Here is a 24864-nt window from a genome sequence, read left to right as displayed (position 1 = left end):
CTTCGCCACGGCATCAAGTGTCGTCATCACGGCACCTTCCCGCTGACCATCCGGTCAGCGAATCAGGCCGGAAACACCGTTAAATCCACAGTCCCCGTCCGTGAAATTTTCGCTCCGAGCCCGTATCAGGTACGCGTCGACGAAGGGTTACCGATCCGCGGAGGCGCCCATGGCGGCGTGGTTGGTGATAGGTCGCGGTTTGTTGTTCTGGTTCGCCGTGTGCGGTGACGGAATGCGGGTGGGCCCGCCGGTCACTGTGGGCGCCGGCTCGGCTTCGGTGCTCGGGTGGACGACCTGCAACACGATCATGCTGCCGGCTCCGTATGCGTACATGGTGTCGAACAGCTCGAACGGGTACGGGTCGAGTCGTACGGCGCGGTCACCGATGAGCAGGTGCCGGCCGGTGGGGAGCCAGGCGGTCGGATCGTAGACCACGTGCGATATCGGCCCTGTCCGTAGCTGGAGTGCGGTGATCAAGTCGGGAAGCTCGGTGGCGAGGTTATTCGTTCGTGGCCACCAGGTGGCGTCGATGTAGTCGCCCGGGTTCGGATGGAGATGCAATCGGGAGGCCGGGACAGGTGCCCGTGGTGGTGAAGAAGGTGTGGATATCGGTGACGGCGTCATGAGACGCTCCCGTCATGGCCTGGTGGGGCCGGATTGTCAGATCCGGTGACGACGCAACCTCGGCTGGTCAGCGCACGCAATGCCGCCGGTTACTGTCGAGCCTACGCCCCATGGGCGGCCCGCCCGGCGGTAACAGCGCAACCGGTCCGGTTCGGGAGTGTGCATCAGTGGTGTGGGTTGTTGCGCTTTTGCTCACGAGTGCGGTGGTCGATGGTCCACACCGGTTGCAGCATGTGCCAATCGGCCGGGTGCGCGGCGATACCGGCGGCGAACCGGTCGGCCAGGGCCTGAGTCGTGGGTTGCACACCACCGGTGGTGTCGATCGGCGCACCGACATCGAAACCCCAGCCGTCGGGGGTGAACCAGCAGTGCACCGGCAGCAGGGGTGCCCCGGTGTCGATCGCCAGCCGCGCCGGGCCGGCCGGCATGCAGGCCGGTTCACCGAAGAACGTGACCGGCACGCCCCCACCGGTCAAATCGCGTTCACCGAGCAGCCCGACCATTCGCCCCTGCCGTAGCCGCGCGGTAAGTTGCTCGAACGGTGGCGCCGTGCCTCCGGTGAGCGGGACGATCTCGAAACCCAGGCTTTCCCGAAACCGGACGAACCGGCGGAACAGCGAGTCCGGTTGCAGCCGCTCGGCGACGACGGTCGGTGTGCCGACCCGCTGGACCAGCCACACTCCCGCCAAGTCCCAGTTGCCGCTGTGCGGTAGCGCCAGTACAGCCCCGCGGCCGCGTTCCACCGCGTCGTGGATGTGTTCGAGCCCGGTGGCCGCCGAGTCGATGGTCTCGGCCAGCCGGACCGCATCCATCGACGGCAGCCGGAACGCTTCACACCAGTAGCGTGCGTAGGAGCGCAAGCTGGCGCGCACGAGTTCGTCGGGCACCTGCTCCGGGGTGGCGGAGAGTACCCGGGCCAGGTTGCGCCGCAACTGGACCGGACCACCGTCGCGGGCCGCGTGGTCGGCGGCGGTCTCGAACAGTCGCATCGCCGCCCGCTGCGGCAAGGCGCGGATCAACTGCCAGCCGGCCGCGTACCCGAGATCCCAGGCTCGCTCTCTTATGGTCAACGGTCGCCACCGGCCGACGACATCACAGTTCTCGTTACCGCAGGCGTCGGTACGCAGGCATCGACGGGTGTTCGCAAGGGCGCGTGTCCTGTTCAGCGTGGGGCGGTAGTCGTGCCGGTGACCCGATGGCCTCCGAACGGGTGCCGCCATGTGCGCGGGCTGGGGGCAGTTGTCGGAACAGTGCGGATATCGTCCGGCCCTGCGGTGGTCTCGCGGGTTCGCTTCAGTTCACGGCGGGCGAGACGGCCGCGGCGTGAGGTCCGCCGTGCGCCGGCGAGCAGCACGCCGAGCCCGGCCACGGCCACCGCGCCGACGATGATGCCGTAGAGGAACAATGTTCCGGTCGATCCGGTGACGTGGTATCCGAACACGGAAAAGTTGTCGGTGAGCGTATGAGCGCTCCCCGCGTTGCCGAGCACCCCGGCCACCGCGATGATCACCGCGGCGAGCAGAACGACGAGCCCGAATATGATGATCATGACGCCTCCCGGCCCGGAGTAGCGCGTACCTCACCCAGTCAACGCCGGTTCATACACGGTGTCCAGGCCCGACGGGTCGACAACCACGGAGGGGTTTCCTGCGACGCTCCGGACGTCGGCGCGGGTGCAGGGGCGCTATCGGCCCGGTGTCCGCCGCGCGGACGCAGGTAGGATAGGAAATACCAGGCGACCAACGTACGAGGCGACCGGGCCTGGTCGTCGTCTGGCCGAGGCACAGGGTCCGCCACGCGGGCCCGGTCAGGAGCGTCGTAATGACGCCACCACACGAGCCGATCCTGCTGGGCCGACCTGCACGGTTTTCCCTTCGTGACAGGCCGCCCATATCACGCGGGTTACCGATACCGCGCCGCTCCCGCACCGGGACGGTCGGCGGGGCCTGGTGGCCCCACACGGACAACTTGGTCGCCGAAATAGCAGATCTGCAGACGCTACTGGGCAACAGAGCCGGAAGCGTCGACCGCATCATGTACAACCTGGACACCTGGCAGCCGGCTCCGCAGCACACAATGCTCGGCGGGCAGTCGGTTCGCCTGGACGGATATCGGCACCTGCCCGCCCACACACTCTGTGTCCTGGGTCTCGACCGCACCCGCCTCGTCCTCCTGGTCATCCCGGCGGCCACCGCTACCGACACTGCACGGGCATTGCTATCGGCCGCATCCCGGCCGGACAACGAACTCACCGCCGACGAACTCGTGGCCGCCGACACCCGGCACCGTCTCGAACGCAACCGGAAGGCCGCGTTGCACCGCTGGGACGACGAAGGCGGACACCTCGCACAGGTCAACCCGGCAAACCGGCACAGTTCCATCCCGTGAACCCCGACCCTTACCGGAGCCGGATATGACAAACAACCCGCCACAGAACAGCAACGACGCTGCCGCGGACCGCGGCCCGGGGCGATTCCCGGCCGCTGCCGGTGGGGGGCAACCGTTCGATACACCGACTCGCACACCGCGGCTGCTGCTGCGCGACCGAGACGAGGAATCCGGCGGCGTCGACGGTGTCTGGTGGCCCAGGACCGACAATCTCACCAGCGAACTGCACGACCTGGTCACCGCCCTCACTCCACGGCTGGGCGCGACCGCCCGCATCGGCTTCGACTGGAATTCGCTCAGCCTGTCCCAACGCCGCATCGACGCCCCCGATGGAATACAGGTCACCGGGCCGCTCCCAGACCAGCCACCTCACGTGATGTATGCCTTCGGCCCCCACGAACGCCTCCGCTTGCTGGTGATCGACCCCGCAACGAACGCCGACCTCGCCGGCGCGCAGATGCGCAACGCCGTCAGCGCCACTACAGACCGGCCTCACTCATGACCCGGTGCACAGGCGCCTCCCCCAGACGGAAGTAGCGGGAAATACTGTCCAACGCTCTTGGGGAACCAGCGGACTTCGAACCCCTGACCTCCACTCAGCAGTTCGGGTATCTCATGATCACCTCCGGGCCGACCTACAGTTGGTAGTCGGCTTCGATTTCCAACCGACCGCGCGAAAACCTCGGGTCGCTGCCGAATTCAGTCGGCCGTACCCGACCGGCCTCCCATAGTGGCACCCGAATCGGCCTGCCTCGATGAGCACGGCCGTCGTTTCGGCCGGCAGCTTCGTCCGGCTACGCCCCGGGCTCAGCTCACCGCCGCCAACGCCCGCCACGGTTTTCTGGAACGCGATCGAGCCCGCGGAGCGGCGCATTCGATTCGCCGGCGCGCCTCGGAGGTACTGATCCGCAGCAGATCACTCAACAGTTCCGCCGTATCGCGGTAGCCGGTATCGGCGGCGAGACCACGGCGCTCGGCTTCGGCGACCGCGGCGACCATGGCCGCGCCCAGTCGCCTCCGGTGGCGCTCGGTTTCGACGAGAGTGCGCAGCAAGTCGACATCGGCCAGTTCCGACCATCTCCGCGCCGACGCACGCGGTGCCAGGGCAGTCGAATGTGTGTTCACCTCGCCGACCCTACCCCATTTTTAGAACATATGTTCGACAAATGCGCGCGTCGGGATATGCCGTGTCCAGGCAGCCGCAAACACACTGCCAGGAGCCCGACCGCCCATCTGTGCAACACAGGATCGCAGAACGGCTTACCTTTGCCCTGGCCGAACACCATCAGATCAATAAGACGCGCTTCCAGTGCAAGCACCCTTTACGGCCGCGAAGAGTGAATTCGACCCCGCAGTCAAAACCGGGTGCAATCTCCTCTGCTACGAAGCGGTTCCCCCTGGCCTCGTTCAGGGCGACCAGCTCCTTGTTCTCGTCACCGACCTGGCCGCACTGGTCACCTCGATATTCCACTATCCGCGCGGGTATCGGTGGCCGGTGGTCGAACTGTGAGCGGGGCCGATCTCGTTCTCGTGCTGCTGATCGGTCGGACTACCCGGGCTGACGATCACCTGGTTCCGCTCCACACAGCGCGCTATCGAATGCGAGTGAGTTCCCTCCACGCGGTTCCGTCAGGTCTCGCGGGTTCGAACTCCGCTGTTGTTCACTCCGCAGCCGCCTCGAATACCGGCCCGCGCGGAAGCACCGGAAGAATTTCCGCGATCCTGACCAGTTGCTCGGCGAAGGTGGCGGGATCGACCGCACCGATTCGCAACAGGATGTGCCGCGCCCCGGCCTCGACGAACCGTCCGAGCTGAGCGGGAACATCCGGACCGGTCATCATCACCTGGATCTGCGCGACGGACTCCAACGGCATCCGGTAGGTGGCCCGGCAGTAATCGTCCAGTGCCTTCGCACCCCGCTGCGCGTCGTCGTCCACGAACAGGGTCGCGAACAGGGCCGGAGTGACCGGTCGTGTCGCGGTGTCACCGATCGTGGCCAGTGCGGTCGCGTAGTCCGCCGGGTCGGGCGGGTAGGGCAGCCAGCCGTCGTACAGTCGCGCGGTGCGACGCAGCGCGGCCGGGGTGATCCCGCCGAGCCAGATCGGCGGGCCGCCGGGCTGTGCGGGCTCGGGCACCTCGGGCAACCAGTCGTAGTGGAGGATCTTGCCGTGGAACGACTGCGGGTGGCCGGTCCACAGCTCACGCCACAGCGCGACCGTATCGTCGAGCCGGGAGAAGCGCGTCCGGAAATCCACCCCGACGAGTTCGAGTTCCTTTTCGCTGAAGCCGGGGAAACCGGCACCGACGCCGACCACGAGGCGGCCTTCCGACAGCAGGTCGAGTGAGCTCAGCGTCACCGCCGCGTGCACCGGATGCCGGTAGGCGGGCATCAGCACGGCCGTACCGAGCGTGATGTGTTCGGTCTCCTGCGCGACCGCGGTCAGCAAGGTGAGCGGTTCGATCCTGGCGCGGACGAGGGAGTCGCCGGCCCAGACGGAGTCGAATCCGAGCCGTTCGGCTTCCACCGCGATCTCGACCAGGGCCTGCGTCGAGCCACCCGCGTCGAGTTGGGCCTGACCCGCGGGGAGGAGAAGTCCGTATCTCATGTGATCAACCGTCGCCGAGCAAGGGCAGGTACTCAATTCCCTGGAGGGAATATGCTTCGCTCGCCTTCATGAACGGTTTCGGGGCGGCACTGAAGGAATGGCGGACGCGGCGGCGGCTGTCGCAGCTCGAACTGGCATTGCGGGCCGGCACCACGCAGCGGCACGTGAGCTTCATGGAAAGCGGCCGGTCCATGCCGGGGCGCGCCATGGTGGTGCGGGTCGCGGAATCACTGCAACTGCCGCTGCGGGAACGAAACGCACTGCTGCTGTCGGCCGGCTACGCGCCGAGCTACCCCGAAACCGACCTGGACGATCCGGCGCTGCGACCGGTGATGGACGGTCTGCGGCGGCTGCTCGACGGGCACAGCCCGTACCCGGCGATCGTGGTGGACCGGTTCGGCGTGCTGGTGGCGGCCAACGACGGACTCGATGTACTCACCGAGGGCGTCGCACCGGAACTGCTGGAACCACCGGTGAACGTGCTACGCCTGGCGTTGCATCCACGCGGTATGGCACCGCGGATCCTGAACTTCGACGATTGGGCGCAACACGTACTCGAGCGGCCGAGGCAGGACAACGCCCGCGCCCCGCACGAACAGCACCGGGCGATGCTGGCCGAACTGGAAGGTTATCTGCCGCATCCGCCTTCGGTCGGTTCGGATCATTTCGGTTTCGCCGTCCCCCTTCGGCTCAGTTCCAGCCTGGGCGAGCTGAGCCTGATCACCGCGATCACCACCTTCGCCACTGCCGTGCACGTCACGATCTCCGAACTGCGGCTGGAGACATTCCTGCCCGCTGATTCCCGCACCGCGAAAGCACTCGAGCGAAAACCGGAGCGATCAGCCGATCGTGAGCAGTCCGGCCGTGCGACCGACAGCGCCTTTTCCTGAAGTCGAACCGGAGAAGTCACCCCCATGGCAGCCTGACCTGAATCCAGCCCGCCATCCCGGTCTCCGTCGTCCGAAGCCTCGTCGGTCGACGTCTCGCCGTGCCGCCGGCACTCGAACCCGAGTGCTCACGAGTCGAACCGGAAAGATTCGAGAACCTCGGGGTCGCCGGTGGGGGCATGGGTGAGGCACCAAGCGGCGAAATCCTCACGACGGAAGCGGGATTCGGCGGGAACCAAGCGTATCTGGGCATTCTTCGAATCCATCCACCAGACGAGGAAGTCTGCGACGGTCCCCTCGGCGGGCCAGCTGCCGATGTCGTAGGGAAGCAGCAGAACGTCGACGAACCCACCGACGGGAAGCCCGAGGTCTACGAAGATGCCGATCGCGCCCGGCCGTGGGACCCGAGCGACGGTTCCGGACAATCGCTGCCCCAGAACGAGGTCGGCGCGCAGTCGATCCCAGTCGCTCGGACGACTCCGGCCGTCGGGCGGATGCGGTTGATTCCCGTCGTGGTCATCGGACATTCCGGTGAGCCTATCGACGGCGACCCGGTGGTGATCGGCGTGACCTTCGGTCACCTACCGCGCACCGCCGGCCCGGGGAGGACATTCAGCGACGACTCACGACCCGATATCCGGATCGGCGCGCGGTCCCCGATAGAACATTCTCATCTGCGGAACACTGCCTTCCTCGACAGCGTCACCGTGCTGATCATCGCCGACGGCGAGCACACCCGGTGGGCGCGGTGACGTGGTGACGTCGCCGCAGGAACCGAACCCACGGCGTCTCCCGGATATTCTGTGCCGAAAGGTTATTCGGGAAATGGGCCGGCCGGTAGGTTGATCGGTCGTGGATGCGTTCCTGAAGGATGGAGACCCGGTACTCGGCAGCGTCCCGGGGCCGCTGGCGCTCGCGAGTCACGGCAGCGTGCTCTGGGCGGCCGGCGGTGGTCGTGGGGAGAGCGCGCTGTCGCGGTTCGACGCCGACGGCTGGCGCCTGTGGCCGGTCGACGCGAACGGCCTGCGGGCAGTGTTGCCGATCGACGATCGGACGGTCGTCGTCGCCGGTGAACACGGCTATCTCGGGATCGGCACCGGCGCGGACCTCCACCGTATCGAGACGCGCTGCGACGGTTGCCTGTACTCGCTGACCCGGGTCGGCGAGCTCATCTGGGTCACCGGGGACGACGGTTTCGCCGCCACCCTCGACCCGCATACGGGTGAACTTCGCGCCCAGCCGCAGTTCACCTCGGAACGTATCGTTCGCGCGGTCGTCGCGCCCGGCGGCGAACTGGTGTTCGTCGCCGGCCACACGCTGTTGCGGCGGTTCGCCGACGGCACCGTCGATACGCAGTTCACGGGGCGCGCGCCGCTGACCGACGCCGCCTTCGCGCCCGACGGCAGCCTCGCGGTGACCGGCGACGCGGGCCAGCTCTATCTCGCCGCACCCGGCGCAGCACCGGTGCCGTGCGATGTTCCCGCCCTCGACCTCGAACGCCTGCGCCACGATCCGCGGCGCGACGGCTTCCTGGTCACCGGCGCGGACGGTTTCGTCGGCGTGCTCGGCCGCGACGGGACCCTGCGGGCGCTTGCGGCCGCGGTGCCGCCGTACCGCCTCACCGGCATTCTGCCCTGGGCGGACGGCCACCTGTATGCCGGTTGGACCCAGCAGGGCCCGCCGTACCGGTTGCGTGGCGCGCTGTACTTCGACGGTTCCGGTGACTCGGCGCCGAGCGCGGTGTTCCGCTCGCCGCGCCAGGATTTCGGTCCGCCGCGGATACGCACGGTCGGTCGTGACGATCGTCCCGCGCTCGCCGTCGACGCCTGGGAGTCGATTCCGCTCGACGAAGCCGAACGGCGGCTACCCGATATCGCCTGGCCGGACTGCCCGTTCGACACCGTCCGCTTCTACGACGGCGACGTCCGCGTTCCCGACACCGCGGTACTGCTCGACGACCACGACGAGTCGGGATACGCGGTCGCGATCCGTGGTGACCTGATCGTCGACGGCACGCTCGACGCGACCGCCGGCGGTGACGGCTACGGCAGCCTACTGGTGGTACGGGGCGATGTCTGGGCCCACGCGGCGATGTTCCGCTACGGCATCGCCGCGTCGATCGGCGGCGCCCTGGAGGTCGCGACCGTGGTGATGTGCGATCACGGCGACGACGGCGGGACTCTGTGGGCCCGGGAGATCCGTGCCCAGGTGCTGGCCTATTCGCTGTACTTCCCGCTGCCGGACGCCGATATCGACGCGTTCCGCATCGGCGACGTGTACGGCGACACCTCGTTCCCGCCCGCGCGCGGGAACGAGGTGTTCGTGGGCGGTGTGCTCGCGGACGGCGTACTGGACGAGAACACCGCGGCGAACTGGCTACGTGAAGGCAGACCGATCCTGCGCGACGTCTGAGCCGCTCGGCATTCGACCCGTACGGTGGCCCGGCAATTCGCTGTCCCCCACCTTCGACCCCACCGGGCGCCCGGCGGGCATCGTTGCCGAACCGTTGTCGAGCGGCGGGTCGATACACTCCGGATGTGCCGTTGATCGAGGTGACCTATGCGTCCCATGTCTCCGAGTCGGTTCTCCGGGAACTCGCCCGGCAGCTTCCTCATCTGGTGTCGCTGGCGGTCGCCTGCCGGGAGGAACCGTACGACTCGGATCTGCGGCCCGGGGATGTCGAGATCCGGTTCCGGGAGTTGGGCCCGTTCGACCGCAGCGGGCTGAGCGTGGTGATCGAGGTGCGGTCGAAATGGTTCGCCGACCGAGCGGACAACCGGCAGGATCGGGTCGAGCGGCTGCACGCGGATATCGAGCAGGCGACCGGGCTGGACGATTTCGGTGTCTATCTGTCGCTACCGGTCGCCGCGTGGGAACAGAGCTGAGGACGCGAGTTCACCCGGCCACGCACGGGATCGGAGCGCGGCGGACCCGACCTCGCCACTGTGCCGTCCGGCGTCCGCACCAGGTCGGCAAGAGACACGGTGCCGCGCAACCGGACCGGCGGATCCGTCGCCCCAGCCGGTTTCGGGATGAATATTTCCGACAGCGCGGGCAGGCCGAGCAATCCGGCTCGGCGACCGTCAGAGGACTACCCGAGATCTCCTCGTGAACGACGAAATCAGCGCCTTCGTAGCGGATTCGAGGCCTGGTACGCCAGTGGCGCTTCCGGCGGCATCATCCGTCCTCGAGACGACGTGGAGCAGATCGCCGACGCTCGCGAGCGGATCGCCATCGTCGGTGACGACGGCGCGCCGGACGGCCACCTGCGCACCCGCGTGCCCGGGCCGTGAGTCCGGCAACAACCACAGCCGGTGTGCACGGTCGGATCCGTCCGGGTGCACGGTATCGGTCAGCGCCCGGAGTGCCTCCGCCTGTAGTTCGGTCAGCCTGGGCTAGGCATCGCTCTGGCGTGGGGATCCGCCGGATCGGGGCGGGCCGGTGATCTCGCCGTCGCGCGGGGTCGGCGCGCCGGGATCCTCGGATTCGTTCTCGTGGAGGTCGACGAGCGCGCCGGTGGCGGGGTCCTCGCCCCGGTCCGTGCGGGATCTGCGGAGTTCCCACCACACAGCCTGGTGCCAGCCGTCCGCGTGGCGTTTGAACAATTCGACGCCGGAGCGGATCGGTGACGACTCGTCGGCCGCGGCGACGGGCCCAGGAAGAACGGCGAGACCCGACCTGGTCGGAATACCATCACGAGCGTTACGGGGCATTGCGGCGGCGTGGGTGTCGAGCAAGGTGACGCGCAGGCTGTCACCGGCTGTCTCCGCGACCAGATGAACCCTGCCGCGGCGGTTCTCGACCGCGTCGGCCACCAGGGCCGTGAGTTCCGCGCAGGCGCGATCGACCTGTCCGGCGGGCCAGTCGCGCAGTTGCGCGGCCAGCCAGGTGGCGGCCTCCGGTACCACCTGCGCGCTGTACGGACCTTCCGGTTCGGCGCGGACGATCAGCTCGGACCGCTGTGTCGTATCGGGGCGCGCCGGTACCCGGTGGTCGGAGATATCCGTGGTGGGGGCTGTTTCACTGCCCGGTGCCCAACTCGCATCCGACTCGGCCAGCCAGCGGGTCAGTTCGCCGTGCACGACCGCCCACGCTGCCGCGGCCCGCGTCCGATCCCGGCCCAGCCGCAGCGCGGTGATCTGCGCGGTGGCGGCATCGCCGGCGGACCGCAGGGTGATCGTGGCCTCGGCGGGTTCGCTCCGAGCGGCGTTGACGCGGATGGTGATCGACACACCCGCGGCAGACGATTCCCAGCCGACCAGGTCGGTCCAGAGGGCGAAGCGATTACCCGCGCCGTCGTCGGCCGACGAGTAGCCGGACAGCAGCTGGTAGGCGTCGCCGGAATGGTCGAGTATTTTCTCGACGGGCATTTCCGCCGCCGCGTTCCGCCACATCAGGCCCTGATGCTCGAAGCCGAACTGGGCGTCGAAAGCACACACACTGAGATCGGCACCGCTGTGCTCCAGTGCGTCGAGGATCTGCGCGGGGTTCATCGGATCCCCGTTCCACTCCTCGAACCCCTGACTGAATGCATCCAGACTCCGCAGTCGCCCACTTATCTGCCATGTCCCGAATCCGCTGATCGCGTCGAGGGGCACTCCCGCTGCGAGCAGCGCGCTGAGCAGATACTCGTGCGTCGCATCGGCGGTGACGAATCTTCCGTCCGTGAGCAGGAAGAACGGGTCGCCGTTGACGATGCCCTTCGTGTGGTAGGGCTGTTCATCGGTATCGATGAACCGGCCACGGGAATCCACCTCCGGCCACACGAGTTCGATATCCTCGGCGGATTCGAGCGGAATCGACGGCAGTGGCATCGTGTCGTAACCGGAGCGGATCGGCTGTGCGAGACGGCGGCCCATCTCGAGCATGTCGGGCAGAGTCCGGACACCCGATTTCACGGCGATGCGCGCCCGCAGCGCGGGTACGGTGTGCAATCCCAGCGCTTTCGCGATGCCGGCGTTCGGTACGCCGGCGGCGACGAGCCCGAGCAGTCGTTTCTCGCGATCGGACAGCCCGGCACCGTCGGGGGTCGAGCCGGTGCCGACATACCGGGCGGCCATCGCGACCAGTGTCGTCCGGCTCTCGATACCCAGCTTCTCGCGGATCCTGCGGTAGTAACGGCCCACGCTGACTTCATGGATACCGAGCACTTCGGCGATCGCCCGGTTCGTCAGGCCGTTCGCGGTCATCGCGACAAGGTCGCGTTCGACCTGGTCGAGTTCGCCGAGTGGGTTCGCCGGGCCCTCGGGAGAGGTCTCCCGCTCATCGATGATCCGGGCCCGGACGGCCGCTGCCGTGAGTTGTGCACGAGTGTGGGTGCCGAATTCGTTCTCCAAGCGGTGCAAGTACACGTTGACAGTGCCCAGCGTGAGACCGAGGAGCTCCGCGATCTCCCGGTTCGTCCTGCCGTCCGCGATCAGCTCGAGGAGCTGGGTCCGCCGGTCGGCCGGTACCGCGGGCACTGTCGCTGCGGGGAGTGTTGGCGCCGAGGTGTCATCACTGATCAGATGTGCCCGCCTGGCCGCATCCACCGTGTCCGCGAGACCCTCGGCATCGAGTTCATCGGCTGCGTGTGCCAGGTGTTCGTCCACTGTCTCACCGGATATACCCAGTGCCACAGCGATCTCGCCGGGGAGCATCCCTCCCGCCGCGAGCCGGAGTATCTCGAGCCCAAGCTCGGGTATCGCCAATGTCTCGGCACTCGGGTCTGTCCCGGTTCCTGCAGGTTCCGTGGTCCGGGCCGGGCGTGCAGCGGCCACATCGGCCCCGATGATTTCGCCCGCGATTGCCGGCGCCAACCTCTGGACGGCCCCCCACAGCACGGGATCCTCGGCCTCGACACGATCGGCCGGCGTAGTTCCGTCCGGTGCGGCCGACCACAGCGCAACCACCTTCCGGCGCTGGTCGGCGGTGAGAGCCGGGCCGAGACAGTCCTGTATCCGCTTGCTGTCCGCCGCCGCGAGCGCCCGGGCGACCCCGCCCTCCGGATCGGCCTCCGCGTCGGCGAGATAGATGTCCAGGATTCGCCGGCGGAACAGCACGAACCTGCGATGTTCCGTGATGAGGTTCCGGGCGTTGCGGACGACCCACTCCTCGACCCCGAGAGTTCGAATCTGGTCGAAGCGGCGGACGGCCTTGGCGCACGCGTCGTCGGTGATCGTCCGCGCCGCCTGCGCATCATCGATGTTGGCCAGCACCCACGCATAGATCTTCGCTCCGTACTGTTCTCGGATCAGGTGCACTGCCCGTTCCGGATTCCCCGCTCGGACGTGCTGTTCGACCAGTTCCCGGATCCCTTCGGGAGATGGTCCGGCGTCGGCTGGGCGGCCGAGGAGCCGGACGGGATGCCGGCGAGGGAGGAACCCGGCCGGCGAGCGGCGAGCGGGGGCGGGTATGCCTTCGGTGGTGGTGAAATAGGCAGCGAACGCCCTCTTGTAGGAGGTGTAGGAAGGCTCCCACCTGTGGTCGCCGGACTCGTCACCGTCGGCATTACGGACACGGATCGTGCCCTCGGTATCGTCGACGAGGGTGTCGAAGATCAGGATCTGGTCTTCACCCTCACCGTGACCTTCGACGGCGACGATGTAATGGATGTGACCGTCGACCGCGACAGCAGCCCGATCGATACCGTTTTTGTGATCGCGGATGATCTCGACCGCCGTGGCGACCGGATCGGCGCCCCTCGTTTTCATCGGACGGAGTTGAGCGCCGAGAGTCTCCTCGGTGATCCGCCAGTTGTCGGCCGCATTCCAGCGCGGGTCGGTATCGACGGGCTGGGGCGCGTTGTCGTCACCGAGAGCGCGATGCACACGGGCGATCTGGATCGCGCAGTTCTCGATGACCTCCGCAGCGGGAGCCTGCGACGATCCAGGGGCGGCGGCGACCTCGGCAGGGCGCTCCCGCCGCCCGAACAAGCTACGGCCACGGCCGATGATCCGGAAGAACACCCGCCCTTTCCGAACGAACAACACCACGCTGTAACCGGCGGCGGTGGTCGCGGTGATGGTGGCCGCGAGTGTGGCCACGGCGTCGCCGCTGTGCACGCCCGCCGCGGCACCGCCCACCAGCGCGCTGGCCGCGATCATTCCGGCCGCCGGTCCGACTCCCAGGAACAGACCCCGCACGCCCCCCACCCGACCGCGGATCTGGGTGGGGAACGACTCCTGGACAGCGCTGGACATCCGGCTGTTCATCGCCCAGGTGAACATCGAATCCACGAAGGTGACAGCCGCTATCAGCGCGGGTTCGTGGGTCCCGGCCTGCACAGCGTAGAACCCGGCTTTGGCAGTGATCGCCCAGCGGTAGAAGGTGAGGGTATCGATATCGCGGGTCATCCTCGACAGGACGCCGCTCATCATGCCGCCGACAGCCGGAGCGGCGACCACGGCGCCGATCGCCAAGCCCGGCAGATCGGAGGCTTCCAGCACCGTCGCGGTCCGGAAACCCATCATGGTCCACGCGGCATTGCTGAACATCGAGATAACGGTGGCATCCCGGATGAACGGCTGCCGCCACAGCGCCCGCGCGCCGTCGCCGATATCGCGGATCAGATTGCGCGGCGGACCGAAATTCTGGGGTGGGAAGGACAGTCTCCGGACGTTCTGGAAATTCGTCAGGTAGGAGAGGAAATTCAAACCGAAGGGTGCCGCGGGAGCCAACCCGACCAGGCCGGTGCCCAGCGCCTGACCGGTCGCCTGCGCCGCGGACCCGGTGACACTTTGCAGTTCGTTCCCCACGACCCGCTGGGCCGGGGTGAGGAAATCCCCGCGGACTGCCTGGAAGGAACTGAAATAGTAGGCGGCTGCCGTGGCCTCGATCGCCGATGCGGCGCCGAGCCCCACCGCGAGGTGCGGCGCGCCGAAGAATACGAGCCCGGTGGCGGTTGCCGCGGCCACCGCGCCGACCGATTGCGCGTAGAGCATGACCTTGCGCCGATCGTAACGATCGACGACACGGCCGACGTGCGGTTGGAGGAAGCTCGGAAGATGGGTCGCGACACCTGCCAGAGCCGCAGCCGACGGCGACTGGCCGGCGCTCAGCAACGCATACGGCGTAGCGAAAGACGCGGCGACACTTCCCAGTCTGTTCCCGACCTCGCCGCCCGGCAGAGCCGGAGTCCCCAGCAGCAGATGGATGTAGGGCTTGTTGACGACGAACAGTTTTCGTGTCGTCATCGGCTCCTCGGCCGGCTCCGGAGTATTGTCCGGCTCGCCGTGGATCAGGTGTCCGCGCTGCTCTTCGGTGGGCCCGTCCCGACCGGTATCGGGTGCAGGCCGCAGCCCACCGGTGGCGTTCTCGACGAAATCGAGCGTGAAGAGGTCCTCGACAACGGGGAAGATCTCGGGGAAGTCCCGCTCCCAGGTCTCCCGATCGCGGACACGAGGCATACGTCGGACAGGTTGTCCGTCAACGGATTCGGCACGCGGAGCACGGACAGTTGTATCGAAGATCGAGGTTCTACCCCGGCCCTCGGAAGTCGCGAGAAAGCTGTGCGCCTCCGTACCGGTGTCGATGACGAAGGCCACCGCCTCGACACCGTTGCCCGGGTCTTCGAGCAGGTCGAGAATCCCAGCGACAGCGGTCCGGGGATCGGACCCCTCCGGCACCGCGACCCGCGTCGGGACAGCATGCAGACTGTCCGCCAGATCCTTCCAGGTCTCGGCATCGTCGGCAGGGATATCCGCATCGTCGTAACCGACCGCCCACGCCGCACGGACTGTCTGTACCAGGCACAACCGCACATGCTCCGGAACTTCGACGCCAGTACCGGAGTCGGTTTGCTCATCGCCGGTACGTGTCGTACCGCTGCGCCGCAGTGCAGGCGCGGCAGACGCGCGAGTCGCCGGATCCGTCGCCGTGGAGGGTTCGGTGACCCGGGGACTGCCGGCGTCGCGCTGCCCCGCCGACCACGGCGTCACCGCACTCTCCGCGGCGATACCCTCGTCGCGCTGCCCTGCCGACCACGGCGTCACCGCACTCTCCGCGGCACTGCCCGTATCGGCTGTACCCTTCGGAACCTTGCTCTTCCACGGATTCTCTGTCGTGCGGCGTACGGCCGGAGGAAGGGTGGGTCCGCCCGCGGCGGGCCCGAACTGCGCGAGCACGGTGCGGTACATCGACACCAGGTCGTCTCCCAGATGCACCCCGAGCATCTCCAGACCACGCACGAACTCGTACAGCGTGTGGTGATAGGGGAGCATGAAGGCGATCATCGCGGCGATGAAGTCGTGTTCGGAGACACCGGGCGGGCGCAGCCAGCGGAACCGGACGAGCAGGCGCGCGGCCGTACCGGAAATACCCGCATTCGACGGAATCCGCTGCTCGACGAGTGTGCGTAGATAGTCGCTGTCGTGTGCGGGATCGGCGTAGACGAAGCCGGGCCGCCAGGGCAGCTCGACCACCCGCTCGGAATGGTCGAGCCCGGCCGCCTGCTCGGCATCGACGTACCCCTCGTGGTGGTAGACCTTGAGCGATCGGACGTGGCAATTCCCGTCCTGGTCGCGCACCCGCCGCCCGTACAGGTCGAACGCGTAGCTCGGCCGGACGTGTTCCACCGAGCTGTCGCGCTCTTTCAGCACTGCGGTGTATGCGGCGATATCGACGCGTCCGTCCGCCAGCCGTGGCGCTGTGCTCTCGAGGCTCGCTCTTCTGACCCGCAGGACCTTCCGCTCCGGCAGCGCCGCGAATTCGCGCACCGAGAGCGGCATCCCCAGCTCGGCGTAATCGGCCGAGGTCGGGTTGTGTCGCGGCTCGTCCTCGATGCGTGCCGGAAAAGCTTCCTGGCGCTGCATGTATTCCGCGAAGGCCGCCTCGGCGCCGGCGTCGTGTGTCCGGACGTACTCGACGTCGCTGAGATCTTTCCAGGTGATCGGTCCACTGTGCTGCTCGTTGCCGAGTATTCTCGCGCGAACCGCCTCCAGCGCCTCGACATCCAACCCGATTCGGGCTGCCCGGCGCCGCCGCCATTCCTCGCTCGGATTGTTCAGCAATCGGGCGATACCTTGATCCAGCGTCACACCCACCGCGATATCGCCCAGTTCGGCATTGCGGATCATCGCATTGAGCACGGCGGACATCAGCTCGCGGAGATTCCCGTCGCGCCGGAGCTCATCCATCGGCACCGACCGGAGCACCATGCCACCCCACCGCGGCCGTTCGACGGCGCCGAAAACCGCGCGGATGCGCTCGTCCCGATCCTGCCCGGGTAGATCGTCGAACAGGAAGTCGATCACTGCCCACAGCCGGTCCAGCACCGCCACCGCCGCCGCCCTGGCCTCCGGCTGCTGGGAGAGATACGCGGCCAGTTGAGACTCCTGGACACGATGCAGTACCGGACCGGGCCTGTTCGGCCGGATATCGAGTGCGTTGGCAGCCGGCAACTGGGACGCAGACCTACGGCGGTCGTGGCTCGACACCTCGGCGAGCAGTTTCCCGCTCGGTCCCCCCGATGCCTTCGGCGGACCGGGACTGTTCGTCCGGTTCGGATCGCTCACGTTCCACAGGCCGCCCCCTTCCGGAGTCTCGACGGTGATCTCGGCGGCGGCCAGCCACGGTGCGGTGACACAGGTGTGCAGGGTGGCGAATGCTTCGGCGAGTTCGGCGATGTGTGGGCCCGCAGCGGGGGTCGGAGCCGAGATCCGTGCCGTGTACACGTCGTCGGTTCGGGCGAACTCCCACGTGAACGTCGCCGCACCGCCGCGCAACAGGTTGATCGTCAACGGGACGGACAGGTGGCCGGGACTCTCGGCCACCGAACCGACACTCACCCAGAACCCGTCGCCGCAGGCGGCGAAAACAGCCCTGGCACGCGACCCGCCCTGCTCGAACAGTTCACGGACCGACGGCACCGGCCCGTCCACCCACGGACGCCACATCCGGCCCTGCAACGTCCCGGCCGCGATCTCTATCCCCGACGGGTCGATACGGCGCGCCCGCAACCAATGCCGATAGTACGCACCGTGTTTCAGCAATATGTCGAGATCGCCCTCACCGTCGAGCAGCGTTTCGCTGGTGAATGCCGAGCGCTGCAGTACGCCGTCGGTGATCCGCCAGTAACCCCAGATGATCGGCCCGTCGGCAAGATCCGCGTAGGTACCGAGCAGCACCGCATGCGGTGCGAACAGCAATCGCATGGCCTCGCGGACTTCGCCGTAGTTCACCGTCCGGATATCGTCCGGGTCGGCGCCGATCAGAAAGTACTCTTCGCCGTTGGTGGTGTACGGTTTGCCGTCCTGTCCGATGAACAGTCCGCCGGCGACCGTCGGCCGCCGGATCGTGGCGGTCGCGGCTCCCCGGACAGCGACCGGGTTGTAGAAGCCCGGTGCGACGGGGGCTCGAACCGGGTACTCGATATCGGCGATGGGAGCCGGCAGTTCCGCGCTGGTGCCCGTATCCGGTTCGCCCTGCGGCGGCGAGAGTTCGCTCTGGTGCCGGTTGATGTCTTCCAGCGCTTCGGTCAGCTCGGTGATCGCGGTGATCGCTTCCGGGCGCGGCCGCGCATTCCACCGCAGATCATCGGCATCAGCCATGACCCGGGGCACGAGCAGGTTTCGCAGCAACTCCAACAGCTCCGGGGCCCGCGCTACCTCGACCGCGTGCTCTGCTCCGATATCGGCACGAAGAGTCGCCCGGGCCGAGTTCGTGGCCGCCGCGATCGGCGAAGTCACGGCGGCCGCGGCGGGCACGTCGGCACCGGAGAACACTAGCGCGGTGAGGCGCTCGGCCTCCGCCTCCTGCCGGAAAGCGCTCAGCCGCTCGGTGAGCAACTCCATACGTGCGAGGAGTTTCCGCTGCCGCGACTCGTCGGCCGCGGTGATCCGCTGCGGATCGACCTGCGCCGGAAACAGCCGCGCCCGGACCGCAGCCGTCCGAGCGAGCCGGGCCTGGACGGCGGCGATCCGCGCATCCCATTCGGGTGGAAGCTGCGGCAGCCGGCTCGAGGTCCCGGTATCCGCGTCGACCGAAGCGCACAACTCCCACAGTCGGTCCTGGCGGCGCTCGACAGAGGTGCGCACCGGCTCCGGAAGCTGCTCGACCAGCACCCGGCCGGTCGGATCCACGCGCACCTGCCGGGTCACCGTCGGGGCGCCCTGCTCCCGCAGGCTGTCGTACAGCGCACCGGGTAACGCTGAGTACCGGCCGGAACCTTCGAACACTTCCACCCGGGCACCGTCGACGATCCGGGCGCACCAGCCCAACCGCAGACCGCCGCGGGCAGCGGCGACCTCGCGGACTGCTACCTGTTCGGCGCTGGTGCGCGCGATCGTCAACTCGGTGTCGAGACTCTCGCACTGCTGTTCGATCGCATCCAGCCGGTCCAGCAGGGCGTGCAGACTGTCCGCGGTCTCGCTGTCGATGTCCGGGCGGGATTGTGCGTACAGGATCCGGTCGTTCAGTTCGCCCACGTCCAGGTATGCCGGGCTTGCCCCGGCCGCGGCCCAGTCGCCGAGATCGAGAAGCTCGGCGAGACCCTCGGGCTGCACCAACGCCTGCCGGATATCCTGCAGGAGTTCGGCACGCAGGCCGGCCAACAACGAGATGTGGTGCGTCCACTGCCCCAGTTCGCCGCTGGGCGGATGCTCCCACTCCACGAATCCGGGCAGTGATTCGGCGCCCGCTGTCTCGTGGCTGCCGGGGGTGGTGCCGTACCGCTCCGCACGCTGCCGCTCCACGAGTCGAGCCAGTTCGTCGAGGGCGGCGTGCTGCCGGCCGTCGCGGCCCACGCGCGTCAGCAACCAGTCCTCCGCGCCGTCCTCCGACTGTTCATCGGAACTCGATTCCCGCCAGATCTGTGCCGACCGCGCCGAGACGCCCGCCGGCGCCGCACTCGGCTGGAACCCGGAGGGCGTGGGCACCGGATCACCGCGCTCGGCACGTTCGGTGCGTTCCGACACCTCCCGCCACACCTGCGCCAGCGGGATTCCCCGCAGGAGCGCCTGCAGCGCGTAGACCGGATGCGTGAAATCGGCGGGGGCGCTGTCACCGAACGCGAGATCGGCTTCGGCAAGGGCCTCGCGCGGATTGAAGACCGGGCGATCCCCGAGCGCCGGTTCGGCCACTCCCGGCTGTCCGTCCGGGCGGAACTGCGCGTCCTCCGCACGCGTCGGTATCAGGTGCCTGCTGTAACCGTCGAGCTGGTCGATCCAGTCGTCGAACGATGCATCCACCGGCAGGGCTCCGGCGCGTTTGAAGCCCACGAACTGCTCGTACAGGAAACCGAAGGCCCGCGCTTCCATCCAGGTGCTGTAATCGTGGCGCCTGTCGAAGCGAGCATGCGGGCTCAGCGTTCCCGCTTTCCGTTGCTTCGCCGACTCCCGGTACTGAGGATTGCCGTCCTCCCGCACCACCTCCCGCGGAGCCCGCAAATGGGCCAGCTCGTGCCGGAGGAGGTCGTAGGCGGGGTCGCCGGTCGGCGCATTCAGCCGGCCCGACTCATGGCTTCGCTCGAATTCCACGCGAAGGTATTCGGGATTTCCGAAGAACGTCTCGTTCAGCAGTACGAATTTCTCCATAGTGTCGAAAATCGGCCCGGCGGCGGCAACCGTGTCATCACTCAGCGGCACGACCACGAGCGCGTCGGGGCGGACGGCGTCGGCCTCCAGCATCTCGTCGCGCACGGCTCGCCGGACCGACATCGCCATCTCGATCGAGAGCTTCTCCAGCCCGAGCACTTCGATGCCGTAGCTGAGGAAGATATCCGCCGCGATCGCCTGCTTCACCTGCCGCTCCGACTCGGTGGCTTCGTTCCGCGCGGGAGATTCGGGCAGCGCGGCGGCGAAATACTCTTTCCGCGAGGTAGTGCGCCCGGGCTCCGTAGCGGCCACCCGGTCCAGAAGACCGTTCACGGCGGTCGGTCGGCTACCGCGACTCGCCACCAGGGTTCCCACTCCGTGCCGGGTGACGACATAACCTTCGGCTGCCAGCTGTCGGTATGCCTTGCCGACCGAGGTTCCCGACGAAAGGCCCAGCTGCTGCGCCAGTTCCGTTGCGGGGGGGAGCAATTGTCCTTCCGGCAATCGACCGGACCGAATGGCGCCGCGCAGCCCGGACACCATCGTCGCCTGCCAGCCTCGACGAGATCCGCTGTCCGCAAGCATCTTCGGTGAGGTCGAGGATGCGAGTACGGACAACAGGTTCGCGGCGGGAATGGGGCGGCCGCTGTTCGGGCTCGCAGCTGCGGGCCACTGGTCGCGTGCCGTCACCGTGGTTCCGGTGCCCCGTTTGCTCACTACGTAGCCCTCGGCGGCCAGCTTCCGATATGCGCTGCCGATCTGCCCCTCGGCAAGACCGAATCGAGCCGCGAAATCGCGGGCCGTAGGCAGCGCCGTGCCGGGCGTCAGAGTCCCGCCGAGTATCGCCCTTCGGAGAGTGTCGGTCACGGCCTTGAGCCACCCGACCCGGGCGGCATCGGCCACGAGTTCGGCGGTGAGTCGCTCTATCGAAGGTGTCTTCGGGGTGACCGTTCCCGGATGCCGCGCGGCGGGGGCATCATCGGCCGATTGGTCGTCCTCTGCATCAGGGTCGGGAAGGTCGGCGTGCAACGCCTCTCGAATCCGCGGAATCAGCTCTTCGACAGCCCGGACAGTGATCGAGAGGTGTTCGCTGACCTGGCGCGGCGTCAGTCCGTCGATGAAGTGGAGTTCGACGATCTCGGCGGCCTCGTCGGGATCAGGGAAAGCGGCCAGTGCCCTTTGCAGCGCGTTCTTCATCAGCCGGTCGGTGATCGTCGAGCGATCGGATCCGCGGGGCTTGTCGTCGGGCAGGTTCGCGATCCGTGGATCCGACTCCAGAACCCGCGCTTCCATCAGGCCGCGGATATAGGCCAGATCTTCGACCGTCATTCCGAGAGCGGCAGCGATTTCCGCATCTGCGGGCTCGTTTCCGGTGCGTCGCGATATCCGATTGGTATACGCGATTATCCGGAGGATCTTGTTGAGTTCTTCCTGGTTGGCGAGTGGATATCTGCTCTGGTGATGGGCCCTGCTGACGGCGTAGCGCGCATGCGACCATGCGACCGGCCCGAAACAACCCGGTGGAACGAAATTGCCGGTGGCTCGGAGAATTTTTTCCGCAACCGTGCTTATCCTGTCGTTGCGCTCATCGCGGCCGAGTTTGACCCAGCCGCGCAGCGCCACCTTCGGCATCCACGCGTACCGGCTGAATATCTGATTGCGTATCTCGCTTTCCTCGTCGGAGCCCGGCACGGTCGCGATCAACGCCCAGAACAATTCCTCCTCGGCCCGGTTTCGTACTCTGATGTCCGGGCGGGAGTAGAACTTCTCGAGGGCGGCCACCAGAATCTCGTTCGGAATGTTCAAGGCGTCCCGGAACAGGCGCAGGTAGACGAGGCGCGGTTTGGTGCCCGTCTCGGCCGCGCGCACCCGTTCCGGCCGCACCTGCATCCGTTCCGCGACTTGGGACCTGGCCAGTTCGCGGTGCAGCCGCACCGATTCCAGCCAGTCGCCGAGAGAGTCGTAGCCCTCGGGATGCGGGACCGGCCGGGTGGTATCCGAGGGCCGCGCTTCTTCGCCGGTGGACAGGTCGGGAGCAGCGCTGTCGGCGGTGTCGGTGCCGGTGGAGGTGGCAGAGGCTTCGGTGTCCGAGGGCGATTTCTCGGCCTCGCGCGGTTCCCGCTCCGGTCCGGGACGCGGTTCGGCCTCCTCGAGAAGCCGTTGCCGATGGGCTGCCAGCGCCAGCCCCAGTTTGCCGGCGACGCCGAATTTGTCGAACAACTCGGCCATGAGGCGGCGCCTGCGCCGCGTCCCCAAGCCCAGTTCGGCCCCGATCACCTCATCGGTCGTGCCCGCCGCCACGGCCCGAAGCGCCCGCACTTCGATCTCGGAGAGTTCGACGGCCGCGTACGGTGTGTCGTCGCTGTCGAGTACCCCGGCACGCAGTGCGGCCAGGACGGTGGGAATCACTCCACTGCTGCGGAGTCCGTGCTCCGCGGCGGCGAAACATCCACGGACGATATCCGGCGGAAGATGCAGGGCCGCGGCCGCGGACTCGACGGAGTGGCCCTGCATGAACAGCTGCAGGACTTCGATCTCCTGCCGCCCCAGGGCAGCGCCCGGCAGATCCGCGATATGGCGCCGGAAGGCGCGGAGAGTAGCGGGCGGCACCGCGGTCGTGCGGTCGGTGCCGCCGGACAGATCCTCGGCGAGCAAACGCAGAATCTCGACCTGGGTCGGCGACAGCTGAAGGTTTCCCGTGCGCAGACCCGGTTGCTCCGCCGGTTCCGCGGATACCTCGGACGGATCCGCGAGCGCGGAGTTCACCCGAAGCAGTATTCCGGCGGCCTGTTCCGCGGTGAGCCCCAGCAGGGCAGCGAGGATGCGTTCCGGTGCCGTGTCGGCTGCGGGCGCGAGGCCGCCGACCAGGCGCACGATATGCGCCACGGCCTCGGACGGCACCTGGTCGACCGGATTCGTTCGCCCGTCCCCCGTGGGCGGCGATGCCACGACGCCGGTCTTCCGATCACCCGAACCACCCCGGCCGATGACGGTGTGCGAGCCGATGGGTGCGCGGGGGTCTACCGCGGTGACCAGCGCGGGGTCGAAGCCGCCCACCGGTGCGGCTACGCCCGGCTCGGCATAGGCACTGTCCACCCCCACGAATGGCTTCGGCGCCGACGGAACCGTGACCTTCCCGCCGGGGTCGGCCCGATCTTCGGATCCGCCGGGGCGGGATCGCCGTTGCACGGCAGTCGCAAAGTGCTGGATCGCGGCGAGTTGCTCCTCGGTCGGGTCGGCGCCGCGGTGCAATCCGTTGATCGCGGCACCGATCGTCCGGCGGTCCTGAACCGATACGGAGTCGAGGCATTCGAGCAGCGTGTTCTGGGCTACCTCGAACAGCCGGTCGGCGACGGACCGCCCGGCCGGCACCGGCCGGCGATCATCGTCGGCGACCGCCACCGCACGGAAATGGATCGCGTGTGCCAGCCGCGCGAGCTGGGTCGGCGGGGTACCCCGGGCCGGATCCCAGCCCAGCATCGCCACGATTCGCCCGATGTCGTCCCGCCCGTACCGTCGGTTCGGCGCCTGCGCAGCCGATTCGGCGCCCGCACCGGCCCGATCGAGGGAAGCGACAGCGGACGCGCCGAGCACGGCGGGGTCGACGGGTGCCGGCGCGCCGAGGGCACCGTCCGCGGTCACCGTGGACCGGCTCGAATGTGGTTCGTCCGCTGCTGTCCCACCATCGGTCCGATCCCACTGCGACCATCGGGTCCCGTCGACCTCGAGCACCCCCGCTCGTATCCCGGCCGCCACCATCGCGGCGGGGATACGGGTACCGAGCACCCGGCCGATATCGCCGAGCACGGTGTGCACGTAGGCCGGTGGAACAGACAGTGCGGCCGCGACAGCCGCGGGTGTCCGGCCCTTGGCAGTGAGTACAAGCACGGCGGATTCGCGCTCGGAAAGACGCACTGCCGCTGGTCTTTCCGGTGCCGCGAACAGGGCGGGATCGAGTGCCCCGCGACGGACCGCTTCGGCGACCGACGCTGCCCGATTGGCGACACCCAGTTTCAGGGCGGTCTGCCTGGTTATCGCGGCCAGGGTGCGCTGTGGCAGGTTCAGGCGCCGGGCGATCACCGCGCGGGACAGGCCCTGCGCGGTCGCTTCGAGCACCGCGAGTTCGGTGGTCGCGAGGGCGGGACCGGTTCCCGGGATACCCTGCTCCGCGGCGATCGTATGCGCCAGGCGGCGTAGCCCACCGGCGGCGAGGGCACCGACGGTGGTGGCGGTCCAGTGCGACTCCGTAGTGGCCCGGGCGTTGTGCACATAGACGACTTGGTCCTCCGTCAGTCCCTGCCGGAACCGGAGAACAAGGGCCTTTCGCTGACTGGGATACAGCTGATCGACGAACCGCCCGAACAACTCGAGCGGGGACGCGGCGAGCGCGGCGACCACGGGATCGGCGTCCGTGGCGCCTACGAGGTTCTTGTAGGCGGCCACAACTCCCCGCCGCAGGGCCCGGAGATCTCGAGCGACGTTCGGATCCGCTTTCGGCACCGCGACCGGAGCCGCCGCTGCGCCGATCGTCCCCGGCGCGGCGGCGATATCCTCGGCTCGACTCGACACCGGCCCGGCGGCAGCCACCGCCGAACCGGCGGCGCGGACTGCCGAATCCGCGGTCACCGAAAGTTCGGGCGTGGTGGTGCCGGCCGGATCGGAGACGGCGCTGACAGTCGGGACGCCGGCGCTCGCCGCGGACGAGCGCATCGCATTCGAAACCTGTACTCCGGTTTCGGCAGATCCGTCGGGGCGGTGCTGCGCGTGTACGGTGCGGGTGAGTTGTTCGAGTGCGTCGAGTTGTTCGGTGCTCGGCTGCCGGCCGCGCGACGGTGCCTGCAGAAAGCT

13 protein-coding genes are annotated in these 24864 nt (G+C 68.0%); 7 read left to right on the top strand and 6 right to left on the bottom strand.

Translation table 11 applies throughout. The features are described from left to right. Nucleotides 1-147: 147 nt before the first annotated feature. The 3 genes from ACWCPQ_RS33790 to ACWCPQ_RS33780 all read right to left on the bottom strand — a co-directional run bounded on the left by ACWCPQ_RS33790 (nt 148) and on the right by ACWCPQ_RS33780 (nt 2173). Nucleotides 148-624 carry a DUF5994 family protein gene (locus ACWCPQ_RS33790; RefSeq protein WP_449906832.1) on the bottom strand — a complete coding sequence of 159 codons (477 nt, stop codon included), beginning with the start codon at nt 622-624 and terminating at the stop codon, nt 148-150. A gap of 164 nt (nt 625-788) precedes the next feature. Next, nucleotides 789-1694, bottom strand: coding sequence for a phosphatidylinositol mannoside acyltransferase (locus ACWCPQ_RS33785; protein ID WP_449906829.1), 906 nt, complete (start codon nt 1692-1694; stop codon nt 789-791). 92 nt (nt 1695-1786) lie between these two features. Next, the gene (locus ACWCPQ_RS33780) at nt 1787-2173 is read right to left on the bottom strand and encodes a hypothetical protein (RefSeq protein ID WP_449906827.1); all 387 of its coding nucleotides are present in this window, start codon (nt 2171-2173) and stop codon (nt 1787-1789) included. Nucleotides 2174-2445: 272 nt separating this feature from the next. Here ACWCPQ_RS33780 and ACWCPQ_RS33775 point away from each other — a divergent pair, with 272 nt between their 5' ends. Continuing rightward, nucleotides 2446-3012 (top strand): DUF5994 family protein, encoded by a 567-nt coding sequence (locus ACWCPQ_RS33775; RefSeq protein WP_449906824.1) that lies wholly within the window; start codon nt 2446-2448, stop codon nt 3010-3012. 25 nt (nt 3013-3037) lie between these two features. Beyond that, nucleotides 3038-3514: a DUF5994 family protein gene (locus ACWCPQ_RS33770; RefSeq protein WP_449906821.1), complete on the top strand. Its 477-nt coding sequence runs from the start codon at nt 3038-3040 to the stop codon at nt 3512-3514. Between the two features lie 305 nt (nt 3515-3819). On the opposite strand, the gene ACWCPQ_RS33765 is transcribed toward ACWCPQ_RS33770, so the two are convergent. Together ACWCPQ_RS33765 and ACWCPQ_RS33760 are read right to left on the bottom strand one after the other, a co-directional pair. Next, nucleotides 3820-4137, bottom strand: a complete 318-nt coding sequence (locus ACWCPQ_RS33765; RefSeq protein ID WP_449906818.1) for a DUF222 domain-containing protein — start codon at nt 4135-4137, stop codon at nt 3820-3822. Between the two features lie 536 nt (nt 4138-4673). After that, a complete protein-coding gene (locus ACWCPQ_RS33760; RefSeq protein ID WP_449906815.1) occupies nt 4674-5618 on the bottom strand; it encodes an LLM class flavin-dependent oxidoreductase in 945 nt (314 codons plus the stop codon). Nucleotides 5619-5686: 68 nt separating this feature from the next. On the opposite strand from ACWCPQ_RS33760, the gene ACWCPQ_RS33755 reads away from it, so the two are divergent. The 5 genes from ACWCPQ_RS33755 (at nt 5687) to ACWCPQ_RS33735 (ending at nt 9798) form a co-directional block, all read left to right on the top strand. After that, nucleotides 5687-6508, top strand: a complete 822-nt coding sequence (locus ACWCPQ_RS33755) for a helix-turn-helix domain-containing protein (protein ID WP_449906813.1) — start codon at nt 5687-5689, stop codon at nt 6506-6508. A 176-nt stretch (nt 6509-6684) separates the two neighbouring features. Continuing rightward, nucleotides 6685-7257, top strand: coding sequence for a hypothetical protein (locus ACWCPQ_RS33750; protein ID WP_449906811.1), 573 nt, complete (start codon nt 6685-6687; stop codon nt 7255-7257). A 100-nt stretch (nt 7258-7357) separates the two neighbouring features. Next, nucleotides 7358-8917 carry a hypothetical protein gene (locus tag ACWCPQ_RS33745; RefSeq protein WP_449906808.1) on the top strand — a complete coding sequence of 520 codons (1560 nt, stop codon included), beginning with the start codon at nt 7358-7360 and terminating at the stop codon, nt 8915-8917. Nucleotides 8918-9042: 125 nt separating this feature from the next. After that, complete coding sequence (locus tag ACWCPQ_RS33740; RefSeq protein ID WP_449906805.1) at nt 9043-9390, top strand: hypothetical protein; 348 nt, start codon at nt 9043-9045, stop codon at nt 9388-9390. Nucleotides 9391-9537: 147 nt separating this feature from the next. Further along, the gene (locus ACWCPQ_RS33735) at nt 9538-9798 is read left to right on the top strand and encodes a hypothetical protein (protein ID WP_449906802.1); all 261 of its coding nucleotides are present in this window, start codon (nt 9538-9540) and stop codon (nt 9796-9798) included. 102 nt (nt 9799-9900) lie between these two features. On the opposite strand, the gene ACWCPQ_RS33730 is transcribed toward ACWCPQ_RS33735, so the two are convergent. Beyond that, on the bottom strand, nt 9901-24726 hold the full coding sequence (locus tag ACWCPQ_RS33730) for an MFS transporter (RefSeq protein WP_449906799.1): 14826 nt from the start codon (nt 24724-24726) through the stop codon (nt 9901-9903). Nucleotides 24727-24864 lie beyond the last annotated feature (138 nt).

This window comes from Nocardia sp. NPDC001965 (assembly GCF_053594175.1).
The sequence above is the reverse complement of the archived record's forward strand: the minus strand, read 5'-3'. Positions and strand labels throughout refer to the sequence as shown.